The organism is Streptomyces sp. NBC_01431, assembly GCF_036231355.1.
In the GTDB taxonomy this organism is placed as follows: domain Bacteria; phylum Actinomycetota; class Actinomycetes; order Streptomycetales; family Streptomycetaceae; genus Streptomyces.
Genome location: NZ_CP109496.1, coordinates 3,699,109 through 3,713,688 on the forward strand (window position 1 = coordinate 3,699,109; position 14,580 = coordinate 3,713,688).

The window sequence follows — 14,580 nt, forward strand, 5'->3', positions numbered from 1 at the left end:
CTTCAAGGGGCGCGGGGAACTGCGCGACCAACCACGCACGGTCCGCTGCCAACACCCCACCCCACCCACCCACCCACCCAAGGGGCGCGAGGAACTGCGCGCTCAACCACGCACGGTCCGCACCCCGAAACGGGGTTGAGGGGCGCGGGGAACTGCGCGAACGACCACGCACGACCCGCAGCCAACATCCCACCCCACCCCACCGAGGGCAGCCCGCACCCGACGACCCGACGACCCGCACCCCCCGCGGAGCGCCTAGTCGACGTTGACCGGCCCATCCCCCTTGCCCGAACCACGCTCGGCGTTGCCGGAGAGCAGACCGGGCAGCGAGAGCTGCCGGTCGCTCTTGTCGCCACGCGGCTCAGACCCGCTCAGGTTCTGCCGGACGGAGTCGAGAATCGTCAGCCCCTGCCCGACAAGCCCCGCCGCGATCTCGCCCAAGCCATCCGCCCCGTTGAGCACGTTGACGTTCGCCCCCGCGAGGCCCCCCGCGGCCTCCTTCACGATCTGCGGCAGCTGGTCGATCAGCATCCGGTCGAGCGCCACCCGGTCGTACGACGCGGCGGCCTCGGCCTGGATCTTCATCCGCTCCGCCTCCGCGATCGCGAGGACCTTGATGCGCTCGGCCTCGGCCTGCGCGGGCTTGACGATCTCGGCGACCAGCTGCTGCTGGCGGAGCTCGGCCGCGCGCTGGGCCAGCTCGGTCTGCGCGGCGAGCACCTCCTGCTGGGCGTGCGCCTGCGCGAGCGGACCGGCCTGGGCCGCGTGGGCCTGGGCCCGGTCGACCTCGGCGGAGTACTCGGCCTTGACGACCGCGGTCTGGCGGGCGTACTCGGCCTGGTTGCGCGCGGCCACCTGCTCCGCCTCCACCGAGGCCTGGGTGGCCTGCGCCTGCGCGATCTGGGCCTGGCGCTGGATGGCCGCCTTGTGCGGCGCGGACATCGCGTCGATGTAGCCGACGTCGCCGTCGTCGATCGACTGGATCTGGAGCGAGTCCACGATCAGGCCGATCTTCGCCATCTCGGTCTTGGAGGTCTCCAGGACCTCGGCGGCGAGCTTCTGCCGCTCGGTGACGATCTCCTCGACGGTCATCGATCCGATGATGGACCGCAGGTGACCGGCGAAGATCCGGCCGGTCAGGACCGACATCTGGTCCTGGTCGGACAGGAAGCGCTGGCCCGCGTTGACGATGCTCTCGTTGTCGTTGCCCACCTTGAACGCGATCACGGCGCGCACGTGCAGCGCGATGCCCTGCCGGGTCACACAGGTCTCGGTGACCTCGGCCTCGCACATCGAAAGCGTGAGGAAGCGGGTCTTGCGGAAGATCGGCAGGACGAACTTGCCGTGGCCGGTCACTACCCGGAACGGGGCGCCCCCAAGGCCGCGCCTGCCACCGGAGATCAGCATTGCCTCGTCGGGGGCGGGAACCCGGTAACCGAACATCCTTTGTCTCCTTAGCCGGCGTCGGCGGCGTCGCCGCCCAACGCGTCCAACGGATCGGCCCACTCGATGACGTCCACCTGGCGGGTGCCACGTGATCCGATCACGAGTACGGTCGCCCCCTTCGGGAGGGGTTCCTCCGACCAGGCGAGGAAGGCCTCGGAGCCGCCCCTGACACTCACCAGGATCTCGCCGGGACCGGCGGCTCCGCGAGTGGCGACGAGCAGCACTCCGGGACAGCCGATGACCGCATCGTCCTCGTACACGGCCTGACGCCCCCCATCGTTCTGGTTCTGGATTCCAGACCTTAGACCTGTGGGGATCAGGGGCCTATCCTCGGGCCACCCCGTGTTGGACCGGAAGCATCGATACCGGTCCTGACCTGTGGGTACGGCCGCCCGGTCGGGCAGGAACAGCAGCCCGGCGGCCAAGCCGGGCACAAGCCACCGTCCGGCCCCCACCAGGTGCGAGGCGCCCAAGCCCGTCCGGCCCCACCACGGGTGGCTCCGCCACACCTCCGGATGCGGCAGACTGGAAGTTTGCCCGCCCGCCCCAGGGTGGCCATCCGTCGGAAGGGACACGCCCCAGGTGAACGGACCCCTCATCGTCCAGTCAGACAAGACCCTGCTCCTGGAGGTCGACCACGAGCAGGCCGACGCCTGCCGTCGTGCCATCGCGCCGTTCGCGGAGCTGGAGCGGGCGCCCGAGCACATCCACACCTACCGGGTGACGCCGCTGGGCCTGTGGAACGCGCGGGCCGCCGGGCACGACGCCGAGCAGGTCGTCGACGCGCTGGTCGAGTTCTCGCGCTACCCGGTGCCGCACGCCCTGCTCGTGGACGTCGCCGAGACGATGGCCCGCTACGGCCGCCTCACGCTGTCCAAGCACCCCGTGCACGGTCTCGTGCTGACCTCCACCGACCGGCCCGTACTCGAAGAGATCCTGCGGTCGAAGAAGGTCACCCCACTGGTCGGGGCGCGCATCGACGCCGACACGGTCGCCGTGCACCCCTCCGAGCGCGGCCAGATCAAGCAGACCCTGCTGAAGCTGGGCTGGCCGGCCGAGGACCTCGCCGGGTACGTCGACGGCGAGGCCCACCCCATCGAGCTCGCGGAGGACGGCTGGGCGCTGCGTCCGTACCAGAAGCAGGCCGTCGAGGGCTTCTGGCACGGCGGCAGCGGTGTGGTCGTGCTGCCCTGCGGCGCGGGCAAGACGCTGGTCGGCGCGGGCGCGATGGCCGAGGCGAAGGCGACGACGCTCATCCTGGTCACCAACACGGTCTCGGCCCGCCAGTGGAAGCACGAGCTGGTGAAGCGCACCTCGCTGACCGAGGACGAGATCGGCGAGTACAGCGGGACGCGCAAGGAGATCCGGCCGGTCACGATCGCGACGTACCAGGTCCTCACGACCCGCCGCAAGGGCGTCTATCCGCACCTGGAGCTCTTCGACTCCCGCGACTGGGGCCTGATCGTCTACGACGAGGTGCATCTGCTGCCCGCGCCGGTCTTCAAGTTCACTGCCGACCTCCAGGCCCGCCGACGCCTCGGGCTGACCGCGACGCTGGTGCGCGAGGACGGCCGCGAGTCGGACGTGTTCTCGCTGATCGGCCCCAAGCGGTTCGACGCGCCGTGGAAGGAGATCGAGGCGCAGGGCTACATCGCGCCCGCCGACTGCGTCGAGGTGCGGGTGAACCTCACGGACTCGGAGCGCCTCGCGTACGCCACCGCCGAGACGGAGGAGAAGTACCGCTTCTGTGCGACGACCGCGACGAAGCGCAAGGTGACGGAGGCGCTGGTACGGAAGTTCGCGGGCCAGCAGATCCTGGTCATCGGCCAGTACATCGACCAACTCGACGAGCTGGGCGAGCACTTGAACGCGCCGGTGATCAAGGGTGAGACCTCCAACGCGCAGCGCGAGAAGCTCTTCGGCGCGTTCCGCGAGGGCGAGATCAGCGTGCTCGTGGTGTCGAAGGTCGCGAACTTCTCGATCGACCTGCCGGAGGCGACGGTCGCCATCCAGGTGTCGGGCACGTTCGGCTCCCGCCAGGAGGAGGCCCAGCGCCTGGGCCGCGTACTGCGCCCGAAGGCGGACGGCCACCAGGCGCACTTCTACTCGGTGGTGGCCCGCGACACCATCGACCAGGACTTCGCCGCCCACCGCCAGCGCTTCCTGGCCGAACAGGGCTACGCCTACCGGATCATGGACGCGGACGAACTCCTCGCGGACAGCTGACCGGTCCGCTCCCCGGCGGCCACCCACCCCACCACCGCAAGCCCCATCAGTGCGTAGGGAGACGCCAACGGCTGTTGCCACAACGGGAGTTGGAGGTCGAGGTCGCCCGCGTGAGGCACCAGCCACAGGGTGCGGGCGGTGAAGACGACGGCGAGCGCGGCGGCCGTACGGGCATGCCCCTCGGCGGCCAGCAACGCGATCAGGGGAACGCACCACACCCAGTGGTGCGACCAGCTGATGGGCGAGATCAGCAGCGCGGTGAAGGCCGTCGCCACCAGCGCCCGGCGTTCATCGGCGCGGCGGGCGGCCCACAGCCCGGCGCCGCCGACGGCGAGAGCGCACACCGCCCACGCCGCGCCCGGCTCGGCGGTGTGCAGAAGCCGGGCGACGAGCCCTTGCAGTGACTGGTTGTCGACGATCCACGCCTTGCCGACCCGCCCCGTCTCGAAAAGCCGCCGGGTGAAGAACTCGACGCTGGCGCAAGGGAGTACGAGCGCGCCGACCAGCACGGTCACCCCGAACCCGACGAGCGCGGTGGCGGCTTCCCGGCGAAGCCCACGGACCAGCAGACCCAGCACGAAGAACAGCGGCGTGATCTTGATTCCGGCGGCCACACCGACCGCGAACCCCCTGCCGGCGGCGCCCGTGGGCCGGGACAGGTCCCAGAGTACGAGGCAGGCGAGCGCCAGGTTGACCTGCCCGAAGAGCAGCGTCTGGAAGACGGGTTCCAGCCAAATTCCGGCGGCGGTCGCGGCAAGAACGTACGCGAGGCGCGGCTTCAGACCCGCGAAGCGGCAGGAGAGGTGGACCAGGAGCGCGAGCAGCGCGGCGTTGCCGACGACGAAGAGGGCCTTGAGGACCGGCAGCGGCAGCCAGGCGGTCGGCACGAACAGCAGGGCGGCGAACGGCGGGTAGGTGGCCGGCAGGTGCCACTCGGTGACGGTGAACCCGTAGAGATCGGTGCCGTGGACGACGGCCGCGCCCTCCGCCCGGTAGACCAGGGCGTCCGCCATGGGGATCCGCAGGGCGACGCAGAGCACGGCGAGCGCGGTGAGCGAAAGCGCGAGGACGGCGCTCGCCACCAGGGCGGGAATCGCGGAGTGTGGGCGTACGGTCACACGAAGTGACCCTAGCGGGAAGGGGATTGCGAAGGACATCGGCGCTTGCGGCGCACACCCGCCTCAGTACTCGCGGTGCACATCCGCGCCAGTACTTACGGTGCTCGCACCCGCGTCAGCGCTTGCGGTGTACACCCGCCTCCTCCGCGTACTCCCCGAGGACGACGACACGGAAGGCGGCGCCTGCCATGACCTTGGCGGCTCGGACCGCATTGCCGATCATGTGGGTACGGTGGGTCGTGGCGCCCGAGGCGGTGGCGCCTCTGGGGGGCCGGGCGGAGGGGGCTGGGGTGAAGGTCGCGGTACTCATGTATCCATGATGGATTCCGGACAACCCTGGCACATCGGTCCCCGGGCTGAGTCTGCCCACACCCCGCGTACTCCTTTGGTCCGACCCCAACCCCTACGGGGTATGAGCCCCGCGTCTCCACGGAGGAATGACGACGATGGACGAACTCGCTTCCGGCGGCGGCGCCGACCACGAACACCTCGCCCGGCTCTTCGAGGAGCACCGCGGGCACCTGCGCGCGGTGGCGTACCGGATGCTCGGTTCGCTCAGCGAGGCCGAGGACGCCGTGCAGGAGGGCTGGTTGCGGGCCAGTCTCGCGGACAGCGGCGCGGTGGACAACATGGGCGGCTGGCTGACCACGATCGTCGGACGGGTCTGTCTGAACATGCTGCGTTCGCGCAGTGTGCGGCGTGAGGCGGCGCTCGACGTCGGGGACTACGAGACGGTCCATGTGCCGGATCCGGTGCTCGGCCGGGTGGACGTGGTCGACCCCGAACAGGAGGCGCTGCTGACCGACTCGGTGGGCCTCGCGCTTCTGGTGGTCCTGGACACCCTGGCGCCCGCCGAGCGCCTCGCCTTCGTGCTGCACGACATGTTCGCGCTGCCCTTCGAGGACATCGCGCCAATCGTCGACCGGACGGCGGCGGCGACGCGTCAGCTGGCGAGCCGGGCGCGGCGCCGGGTGCAGGACCAGGGCGCTTCTCCCTCGACGGACCGCGGGCGCCAGCGCGAGGTGGTCGACGCGTGGATCTCCGCCTCGCGGGCCGGCGACTTCGAGGCGCTGCTCGCCCTGCTCGACCCGGACGTGCTGCTGCGCGCGGACGCGGGGCTGCTGCCGGCGTCGAAGTTGGTGCGCGGTGCGCGCGCGGTGGCCGAACAGGCCCACACCTTCCGCAAGTTCGCGCCGTTCACCCGCCCGGTCCTGGTCAACGACATGCCGGGCATCGTCGCGGTGGTCGACGGCCGGTTGTACTCGGTGATGGCCTTCACGCTGGGCGAGGACGGCCGGATCACGGAACTGAACATCCTGGCCGACCAGGAGCGCACGCCGAAGCTGGACGTCTCGTTCCTGACGGCCTGACCTTGGGAGGTGCTGGGGCGGGCCCGGGGAAAAACCGCTCGCCCCGCACCCACCCCCCGGCTAAAATCCCCCCTCCGCCAAAACCGCCGGAGGCACCCCGTGCAGACGCACGACCCCAACGACCCCCTGCTCCGCGAGCGCACCCACCTCACCGACTCCCGCGCGGCGCTGCGCACCATGCGCGAGGACGTCCAGGCCCTGGACATCAAGGACGTCACCGCGAACTGGGTCACCGCCGCCGTCCTCCAGCGCCAGATCGACGACCGCATCAAGGCCCTCGCCGACCTCTCCCACACCCCCCTCTTCTTCGGCCGTCTCGACTATCTCCACGCCCCCGGCGCCGACCTCGCCGAGGGGGCCGAGGGCGAGCGGTTCTACATCGGCCGACGGCACGTCCACGACGCCGACGGCGACCCGATGGTCATCGACTGGCGCGCGCCCGTCTCGCAGCCGTTCTACCGCGCCTCCAAGAAGGACCCGATGGACATCGGGCTGCGCCGCCGATTCGGCTACACCGGCGGCGAGTTGACGGCGTACGAGGACGAGCACCTCACCGACCCGACCGAGAGCGCGCGGACCAGCAAGCTCCTCCAGGCCGAGATCGAGCGCCCCCGCGTCGGCCCGATGCGCGACATCGTGGCGACGATCCAGCCGGAGCAGGACGAGATCGTGCGGTCGGGTCTTTCCGGCAGCGTCTGCGTGCAAGGGGGGCCCGGCACCGGAAAGACCGCCGTCGGCCTGCACCGCGTCGCCTACCTCCTGTACGCCCACCGCGACCGCCTGGCCCGCACCGGCACCCTCGTCATCGGCCCGAACAAGTCCTTCCTGCACTACATCGAGCAAGTCCTCCCGGCTCTGGGCGAGTTGGAGGTGAAGCAGGCCACGGTGGACGACCTCGTGTCGAAGGACGTCGAGGTACGCGGAGCCGACCCCGCCGAGTCCGCCGTCGTCAAGGGCGACGCCCGGATGGCCGAGGTGCTCCGCCGGGCCGTCTGGGCGCACGTCACCGTCCCCACCGAGCCCATCGTCGTGGTGCGCGGTTCGCGCCGCTGGCGCATTCCGGCGTACGAACTCGCCGAGATCGTCGAGCAGTTGAAGGACCGCGACATCCGGTACGGAGCCGCCCGCGAGGCGCTGCCGCAGCGGATCGCGCACACCGTTCTCGTACGGATGGAGCAGGCCGGGGAGGCCCCCGACGACCGCGTGCAGGACGCGGTGGCCCGCAACAGTGCCGTGAAGGCGGCCGTGAAGGAGATCTGGCCGCCGGTGGACCCGGCGAAGCTGGTCCTGCGGCTGCTGAACGAGCCCGAGTTCCTCGCCGCGCACGCCGACGGCATCCTCACCGCCGACGAGCAGAAGGCGATCCTGGCCCCCAAGCCCGCCCGCAGTGTGAAGTCCGCGAAGTGGTCGGCGGCCGACGCCGTTCTGATCGACGAGGCGAACGACCTGGTGGCCCGCACCCACTCGCTCGGCCACGTCGTCCTGGACGAGGCGCAGGACCTCTCCCCCATGCAGTACCGCGCGGTCGGCCGCCGCTGCACGACCGGTTCGGCGACGGTGCTCGGCGACCTGGCGCAGGGCACCACGCCCTGGGCGACGGCGAGTTGGGCCGAGGCGCTGCGTCACCTCGGCAAGGAGGAGGCGGTGGTCGAGGAGCTGACGGCCGGTTTCCGCGTACCGCGCGAGGTGATCGCGTACGCCTCGAAGCTACTGCCGTCGATCTCGCCGGGGCTCACGGCGGTGGAGTCGGTACGTGAGACGCCCGGCTCGCTCGACGTGCGCGAGTCGGCGGACCTGGACGCGGATGTGGTCGCGGCCTGCGTGGCGTCCCTCGTACACGAGGGCTCGATCGGCCTGATCGCGGCCGACGCCAGAATTCCCGTACTGGCAACGGCACTTGAGGAAGAGGGCCTGGCCTACCTCGCGCCCGGCGAGGAGACGACGGCCAAGTCCCGGCTGACCCTGGTCCCGGCCTCGCTGGCCAAGGGACTGGAGTACGACTACGTGGTCCTGGACGAGCCGGCCGCCGTGGTCGACGGCGAGCCCGACGAACGAACCGGCCTGCGCCGCCTGTACGTGGCCCTGACCCGCGCCGTCTCCGGCCTCACCGTCCTGCACGCGGCGCCGCTCCCGGCCCAGCTCGGGTAGCCCGGGGCGGCCACACCGGACGTCGGCGGCCTCGCGGGCAACCGGCCCGCGGGACGGCCGCAGGCGCCGCCTGGCCTGAGCGAGCCCCCGGTCAGGCCAGGGGTGCCCGGGAGGCGACCACGATCGGGTACGACGTGTCGCGAGGCGTTCCGGGTGGGGTGTTGGCCGTGTAGTGCACGTGCAGGACGCTGTAGTACGACTGGCCTTCGTGGCCCGGCCTGGGGCGCACGGTGTCAAGGCGCACGGTCACGGGGTAGGAGTGGAAGCGGCCGGCGGCACAGTAGGGCCGGCAGTCGTTCACCATGTCCAGGCCTGCGGCCGCGGCCGATGCCGGCCCCCACTGTGTCCAGCGCAGGGAGACGAGGCCGTTGTTTCCGTCACCGCAGGCGATCAGATAGCTGCCGGGCCGGACCTGGGAGTTCCCGGAGCAGTCGACCGCGACGGTGGGGGGGTCGCCGGGTCGCTCCTCGCCCGCGGCCGGCCCAACGGCTGCGGCCAGAGCCACCACCGCGCCGATGAGAGCTGCCGCCTTGGCCTTCTGCCGTCGCATGTCCGCTCCTCAGCCATTTCGGAACACATCACTCAGCCACTTCACGGCCCGTCTCGCAACCGCTTCAGAACACGTCACTCGAAGCGAGTACGCCGCGAGGGTGTCGTCCCGGCACAGTTCCCATTGTCCGCATCCCTCCCCACATCGCGACCGCACGGCGAGCACCACGGTTGCGAGTGGGCGCCGGGCGCCGCGCACGCCTAGTACGGCAGCGACTTCACCAGCGCGTCGAGGAGCCCCGGGAACCGCGCCTCAAGGTCCTCGCGGCGTAGCCGCACGTAGCGGTTGCGGCCGACGACGCGGGTGGAGGTGACCCCGGCTTCGCGCATGATCCGCATGTGGTGCGAGACGGTCGACTTGTGCAGGTGGCCGAGGCCGAGCGCGTCCGGGGCACAGCTGTACTGCTCGCCGTCCGAGTACACCTTGAGCAGCCACAATCGCACCGGGTCACCCAGCGCGTGCAGCACCTTCACCAGCTCGATGTCGGCCGTGCCGGGCTGCGGAAGCCGCTCGCCTGCGTCGGGGTCCTGCGCCTTCTCCTCCACCATGCCCGCACTCTCCCCTCCCCTAAAATTGTTTGACAACTATCAAACGACCCCTATTCTACGAGGGACCGTTTCGTTTGACATGCGTCAAACCATTCTCGCACCGCGCTGCCCGTGGAAGGGGACCACCCATGCGCCTACGCCTCATCCTGCTCGCCCTCGGCACCTTCGCCGTCGGCACCGACGGGATGGTGATCGCCGGGATTCTCGGCCTCGTCTCCCGCGACCTCGACGTATCCGTCACCGGCGCGGGCCAGATGATCACCGTCTTCGCGCTCTCGTACGCGGTGCTCGCACCCACCCTCGCGACCCTGACGGCGAAGTGGCCAAGACGACGCACCCTGCTCATCGCGCTCACCGTCTTCACCCTGGCCAACGCCCTGTCCGCGCTCGCCCCCACCTTCGGCACGCTGCTCCTGACCCGCGTCCTGGCCGCCGTCGGCGCCGCGCTCTACACCCCGACCGCCAGCGCGGTGGCCACCTCGCTGGTGCCGCCGGAGCGACGCGGCCGGGCCATCGCCACGGTCATGGGCGGCATGACGGTCGCCACCGCGCTCGGCGTGCCGCTGGGCACCTGGATCGGCCGCACCGACTGGCGGCTCACCATGTGGCTGGTCACGGTGCTCGGCGCGGCGGCCTTCGCGGGCCTCGCCCTGATGCTGCGCGACCTCCCGGCCCCGGCCCCCGCCGTCTCCCTGCGCACCCGGCTCGCGCCGCTCACCGACCGCCGCGTCCTCGGCGCGACCGCCACGACGTTCCTGGTCTTCCTCGCCTACCAGACCGTGTTCATCTACTACACCGTGGCCTCGGCCCCAGCGACCGGCGGCGACCAGTCGCGGCTGACCCTGCTCCTGTTCGTGTCGGGCGTCTTCTCCGTCGTCGGCAGCAACGCGGGCGGCCGGATCGTCGACAAGTGGGGCCCGCGCCTCGTGATGCTCACGGCCGGTACGCTCTCGGCCGCCGTCTCGCTCGCGCTGCCCTGGCTCATGCAGTCCATGACGACAGCCCTCATCGCCTCCGCGCTCAACCCGCTCGCGGGCTGGGCGGTGGCCGTCGCCCTGCCCGCCCGACTGGTCTCCCTCGACCCGCCGAGCGCCCCGCTCCTGCTCTCCCTCAACTCCACCGCGCTGTACCTGGGCATCGCGGCAGCGGGCGGCACGGGCAGCGCCGCGATAGCCATCCTGGGCGACCGCTGGTTCCCGATGGCCTCAACTGCCTTGATGCTGGCGGCAGTTGCGATGGCGTACGCGACGACGCGCGAGCCCCGGGTACGCATGCGGCTGGATCCGGGGTGGACCTGAGGCAGCCGCCGATCTCCACCCCGGGCTCCACCCATGGGTCCAGGTGCGTAAGGCCCGGTGACAGCAGTCTTGAGTCATGACAACGACCGACTGGATCACCGACATCGCGCTCGTCCTCGTCGTCTTCCGGCAGCTGCGGGAAGGCCGACTCGACCTCAAGACCTTCCTGATCCCCCTCGGGATCGTGGCCTTCGTGGCCCAGAGCTACCTCAGCTCCATCCCCACCGCGGGCAACGACCTCGTCCTCATCGGCGCGCTGATGGCCGCGGGCGCCGCGCTCGGCATCGCGGGCGGCGTCTTCACCCGGATCCGCGTCGCCGGGGAACACCTGCTGATCAAGGCCGGCGTCGCCTCGGCCGCCCTGTGGGTGCTCGGCATGGGCGCCCGGATGGGCTTCCAGGTGTGGGTCGACCACGGCGGCGCGGACCACGTCGCCCGGTTCAGCATGACCCACCACATCACCACGGATCAGGCGTGGGTCGCCGCCTTCGTCCTGATGGCGCTCACCGAGGTGGTCACGCGGCTCGCCACGATCTTCATCCGCGGCCGCATGGTCGCCGACCGCCGTCGGCCGTCGGCGGCAGCCGGGACTCGTACCGCCCGCACGCTCGACCACACGGCCTGACCGTGCGCCTGCGAGGCCACGGCCGGACCGCGAACTCCCGCCCCCAGGGCCCGGTATCGGGCCCTGGGCCGTACGGCCCGACCACCGGCCCCCGATCCCAGGGCACCACGACGGACCCCCGGCCCCACGGCCCGGCCACGAGCCCCCAAGCACCCAGCCCGACCAGGAGCTTGCGCCCCCACGGTCCGACCGTCGGCTATGGTCGCGCCGTGTCCGAAGCCCAGAGCGCCCCGCCCCACGGGCCGGCCCCGCACCAAGGGTCCGGCCCGCGGGTCGTGCCCGGTCAGGACCCCCGTACGCAGTGGATCCCGACCCTCCTCGTCGTCGCGACCGCGATCTGGACCATCCAGCCGCTCGGCCTGACCGGCCGCGGCCTGGCCTGCGCCCTCCTGGTCCTGGTCAACTCCCTTGCGCTGTCGGTCCGTCACGTACCCGACTCCAGGCTCTCCCCCCGCCTCACCCTCGCCTGGCTGACGTTCGGCGTCCTCGCCGCGGTCGCCCTGATCGGCGTGAGCACCGCGGGCGCGAGCTACCTCTTCGCGTACTTCATCGTCGGGCACATCGGGTTCCGCCTGGAGCCCCGCCCGGCCCTCACGCTCGCCTTGCTGTGCGGCGTGCTCTGCATGGTGGTGCTGTACTTCCGCTTCGGCGTCGGCCAGGACCTGCTGCCCTGGACGCTCGGCTTCACCACCGCGGCCCCGGTGCTGATCGGCATGCTCAACCGCAGCCGCCACCGTGCGGTCATGGCGGCGCTCTCGGCGGCCGAGTCCGCGGAACGCGCCGCGCGCGCCGAGGCGCAGGCCGCCATCCTGACCGAGCGCGGCCGGATAGCCCGCGATGTGCACGACGTCCTGGCCCACTCCCTCGCGGGCATCAACATGCAGCTGGAACTGGCCGACGCGCTGATCGACACCGGCGACCTGGACCGGGTCCGCGAGGCCAACCAGAAGGCGCACAGCATGGTCAAGGAGAGCCTGAAGCAGGCCCAGTGGACCGTGCACGCGCTCCGCGAGGACTCCCTGCCGCTGGTGGAGAGCCTCACCGCGATGCTGGACTCCTCGGGCCACCGCGACGCGCTCACGGTGACGGGAACCGTACGCGACGTACCGTCCCGGGTCACCCAGAACCTGCTGCGCATCGCCCAGGAGGCCCTGACCAACGCGGCCCGGCACGCCCCCGGCGGCAAGGTCGCGGTGGAGCTGACGTACGCCGATGCCGCCATGACACTGTCCGTACGCAACGGCCCGGCGACCCGTAGGGTGAACGCCGGCGTCGGCAGCGGAATGGGCCTGATCGGCATGCGGGAACGGGTCGCCCTGCTGCACGGGACGATCACGGCGGGCCCGGTCGTCGCCGGACCGTACGAGGGCGGCTGGCAGGTGGAGGTAGTGATCCCGGATGAGTGAACCGACGCACAGCGCCCGGAAGTTGAGGGTGATCGTCGCCGACGACCAGGCCGCCGTACGCGAGCCGCTGGCCGCGGTGCTCGGCCTGTCCGACGACATCGAGGTCGTCGCGGCCGCCGCCGACGGCACCGAAGTACTCGCCGCTGCCGCCGCCGGCCCGGTGGACGTGGTCCTGATGGACCTGCGCATGCCGGTGATGGACGGCATCGAGGCGACGCGGCGCCTGACCGAGGAGCACCCGGAGGTGGCCGTGGTCGTCCTGACCACGTTCGCCGACGACGACTCGATCCTGGCCGCGCTGAGCGCGGGCGCGCGCGGCTACCTGACGAAGAACGCGGGGCGCCAGGACATCGCCCGCGCGATCCGCGCGGCAGCGGCGGGCCAGTCGGTCCTCGACCGCGAGGTCCAGGATCGCCTCCTGGCCACGGTCCGCACCAAGCCCACACCCGCCGCCGCCCAGGCCCTGCCCGCCGACATCACCCCGCGCGAACGCGAAGTGCTCACCCTGATCGGCCAGGGCCTGCCGAACCGTGCCATCGCCCAGCAACTGTTCATCAGCGAGGCCACGGTCAAGACGCACATCAACAACCTGTTCGCCAAGGCGGACATCCACGACCGCGCCGACGCGGTACGCCGCGCCATCGCAGCGGGCCTGGCCTGACCCGGCGCCCCCCTTACTGCCACCGGGCGAGCGTCAGCCCCGCCCGCCCCCGGCATACGCGACGAACTCACCCCAGGCGGCGGGCGAGAGCGCGAGCTGCGGCCCGGCCTTGTCCTTGGAGTCCCGGACGTGGATGACGGCGGGGCAGGCGGCGACTTCTACGCAGTCGCCGCTACCGCTGCTGCTGTACGAGGACTTGTACCAGTCGGGGCAGACGGCGACCTCGACGCAGTCGTCACCGGAGCTGCCGCTGTAGCTGCTCTTGAACCAATCCAGTTCGATGGTGGTCATAGCGCTCCTCGCAGTGTCTCCAACATCGCTACGGATTCCTCGTAGCTGTTGGCCTGTGAGCGCAGTTTCGCATACCGCATATGGAGCGTGCTGACCACTTTTGGATCGGAGACGAACTGTCCGCTCTCCTGCCCCTCGCAGTAACCGAACCACCGGTTGGCCGGGGTCTCAAGCAGCCGGATCGGGCCATCCATCGCAGCATGAACTCCCCTTTTCATGGGCACGACTTGGAACTCGACGTTCCGGGGCTCTACAGATGCCAGCACATGGTCGATGAGCTCCCGGGTCACCTCCGGGCCACCGGTGCACCGCAGGAAGAGATGCTCTTCCAGGATGAAGCTGTAGGTCGCGTTCGGGCGCTCACGCAGAAGCTGCTGGCGCTCCAGTCGGGCCGCGACCTGCGCCTCCAGTTGCTCGTCAGCGAGGGGAGGCAGGCGTTGGCCGAACAGGGTACGGGCATACGCCTCCGTCTGAAGCAGACCCGGCACGAGCCGGGACTCGTACGTGTACAGGCTGATCGCGCCCTGCTCCAACCGGGCCCACTTGCGGAACCACGTCGCGAGGCCGGGCTGGCGGTTGAGGTGGGGGGCCGACCTTCGCAGCGCGCCCGTGTTGCCGAGCGCGGGTTCGGCGCGCTCGATGAACTCGGGGTCGGGCATGCGACGGCCCAACTCGACGGAGGCGACGGTGTGTTTGGAGTACCCGACCAGCGAGGCGAAGGTCTCGCGGCTGATGCCCGCGTGTTCGCGCAGGGCCTGGAGGACCGCGCCGAACGTCCGCAGACTGTCGGAGGGGTCGGGTTCTCCGTCGTGTCCCTCGTGGTCCCATGCCATCGGCGGCCACCTCCCGGTGAACAGATCGCCCCGCGTACGCAACTCACCCAGAGTTACGGC

General features: G+C 71.0%; 15 protein-coding genes. 7 read left to right on the top strand and 8 right to left on the bottom strand.

Annotation, left to right across the window (positions count from 1 at the left end):
* Window positions 1-255 precede the first annotated feature (255 nt).
* Both OG522_RS16940 and OG522_RS16945 read right to left on the bottom strand, forming a co-directional pair.
* Window positions 256-1,443 (bottom strand): flotillin family protein, encoded by a 1,188-nt coding sequence (locus tag OG522_RS16940; RefSeq protein ID WP_329463811.1) that lies wholly within the window; start codon window positions 1,441-1,443, stop codon window positions 256-258.
* 11 nt (window positions 1,444-1,454) lie between these two features.
* Complete coding sequence (locus tag OG522_RS16945) at window positions 1,455-1,706, bottom strand: hypothetical protein (protein WP_329463812.1); 252 nt, start codon at window positions 1,704-1,706, stop codon at window positions 1,455-1,457.
* A gap of 322 nt (window positions 1,707-2,028) precedes the next feature.
* Between OG522_RS16945 and OG522_RS16950 the strand changes: the two genes are divergently transcribed.
* The gene (locus OG522_RS16950; protein ID WP_329463813.1) at window positions 2,029-3,672 is read left to right on the top strand and encodes a DNA repair helicase XPB; all 1,644 of its coding nucleotides are present in this window, start codon (window positions 2,029-2,031) and stop codon (window positions 3,670-3,672) included.
* Here OG522_RS16950 and OG522_RS16955 read toward each other — a convergent pair.
* Both OG522_RS16955 and OG522_RS16960 read right to left on the bottom strand, forming a co-directional pair.
* Window positions 3,630-4,790 (bottom strand): glycosyltransferase 87 family protein, encoded by a 1,161-nt coding sequence (locus OG522_RS16955; protein WP_443074709.1) that lies wholly within the window; start codon window positions 4,788-4,790, stop codon window positions 3,630-3,632. The two genes, OG522_RS16950 and OG522_RS16955, sit on opposite strands and share 43 nt — an antisense overlap.
* 115 nt (window positions 4,791-4,905) lie before the next feature.
* Entirely contained in the window at window positions 4,906-5,100 is a 195-nt protein-coding gene (locus OG522_RS16960) for a hypothetical protein (protein ID WP_329463814.1), read from the bottom strand.
* A 136-nt stretch (window positions 5,101-5,236) separates the two neighbouring features.
* On the opposite strand from OG522_RS16960, the gene OG522_RS16965 reads away from it, so the two are divergent.
* Both OG522_RS16965 and OG522_RS16970 read left to right on the top strand, forming a co-directional pair.
* On the top strand, window positions 5,237-6,160 hold the full coding sequence (locus OG522_RS16965) for a sigma-70 family RNA polymerase sigma factor (protein WP_329463815.1): 924 nt from the start codon (window positions 5,237-5,239) through the stop codon (window positions 6,158-6,160).
* Between the two features lie 177 nt (window positions 6,161-6,337).
* Window positions 6,338-8,308: a HelD family protein gene (locus OG522_RS16970; RefSeq protein ID WP_329467628.1), complete on the top strand. Its 1,971-nt coding sequence runs from the start codon at window positions 6,338-6,340 to the stop codon at window positions 8,306-8,308.
* 91 nt (window positions 8,309-8,399) lie between these two features.
* Here the strand turns inward: OG522_RS16970 and OG522_RS16975 are convergent, their stop codons facing one another.
* The gene (locus OG522_RS16975; RefSeq protein WP_329463816.1) at window positions 8,400-8,858 is read right to left on the bottom strand and encodes a hypothetical protein; all 459 of its coding nucleotides are present in this window, start codon (window positions 8,856-8,858) and stop codon (window positions 8,400-8,402) included.
* A 200-nt stretch (window positions 8,859-9,058) separates the two neighbouring features.
* Window positions 9,059-9,406 (bottom strand): ArsR/SmtB family transcription factor, encoded by a 348-nt coding sequence (locus tag OG522_RS16980; protein ID WP_329463817.1) that lies wholly within the window; start codon window positions 9,404-9,406, stop codon window positions 9,059-9,061.
* A 128-nt stretch (window positions 9,407-9,534) separates the two neighbouring features.
* On the opposite strand from OG522_RS16980, the gene OG522_RS16985 reads away from it, so the two are divergent.
* From OG522_RS16985 to OG522_RS17000, 4 genes are all read left to right on the top strand, one after another.
* On the top strand, window positions 9,535-10,704 hold the full coding sequence (locus OG522_RS16985) for an MFS transporter (protein WP_329463818.1): 1,170 nt from the start codon (window positions 9,535-9,537) through the stop codon (window positions 10,702-10,704).
* Between the two features lie 76 nt (window positions 10,705-10,780).
* Window positions 10,781-11,329 carry a hypothetical protein gene (locus OG522_RS16990; RefSeq protein WP_329463819.1) on the top strand — a complete coding sequence of 183 codons (549 nt, stop codon included), beginning with the start codon at window positions 10,781-10,783 and terminating at the stop codon, window positions 11,327-11,329.
* Window positions 11,330-11,538: 209 nt separating this feature from the next.
* Window positions 11,539-12,735 (top strand): sensor histidine kinase, encoded by a 1,197-nt coding sequence (locus OG522_RS16995; protein ID WP_443074710.1) that lies wholly within the window; start codon window positions 11,539-11,541, stop codon window positions 12,733-12,735.
* Window positions 12,728-13,396, top strand: a complete 669-nt coding sequence (locus OG522_RS17000; protein ID WP_329463820.1) for a response regulator transcription factor — start codon at window positions 12,728-12,730, stop codon at window positions 13,394-13,396. The genes OG522_RS16995 and OG522_RS17000 overlap by 8 nt, the downstream gene beginning before the upstream one ends.
* Window positions 13,397-13,429: 33 nt before the next feature.
* Here the strand turns inward: OG522_RS17000 and OG522_RS17005 are convergent, their stop codons facing one another.
* Both OG522_RS17005 and OG522_RS17010 read right to left on the bottom strand, forming a co-directional pair.
* Complete coding sequence (locus tag OG522_RS17005; protein ID WP_329463821.1) at window positions 13,430-13,687, bottom strand: DUF397 domain-containing protein; 258 nt, start codon at window positions 13,685-13,687, stop codon at window positions 13,430-13,432.
* On the bottom strand, window positions 13,684-14,520 hold the full coding sequence (locus tag OG522_RS17010; RefSeq protein WP_329463822.1) for a helix-turn-helix domain-containing protein: 837 nt from the start codon (window positions 14,518-14,520) through the stop codon (window positions 13,684-13,686). Before OG522_RS17010 ends, OG522_RS17005 begins: the two co-directional genes overlap by 4 nt.
* Between the last annotated feature and the right edge of the window lie 60 nt (window positions 14,521-14,580).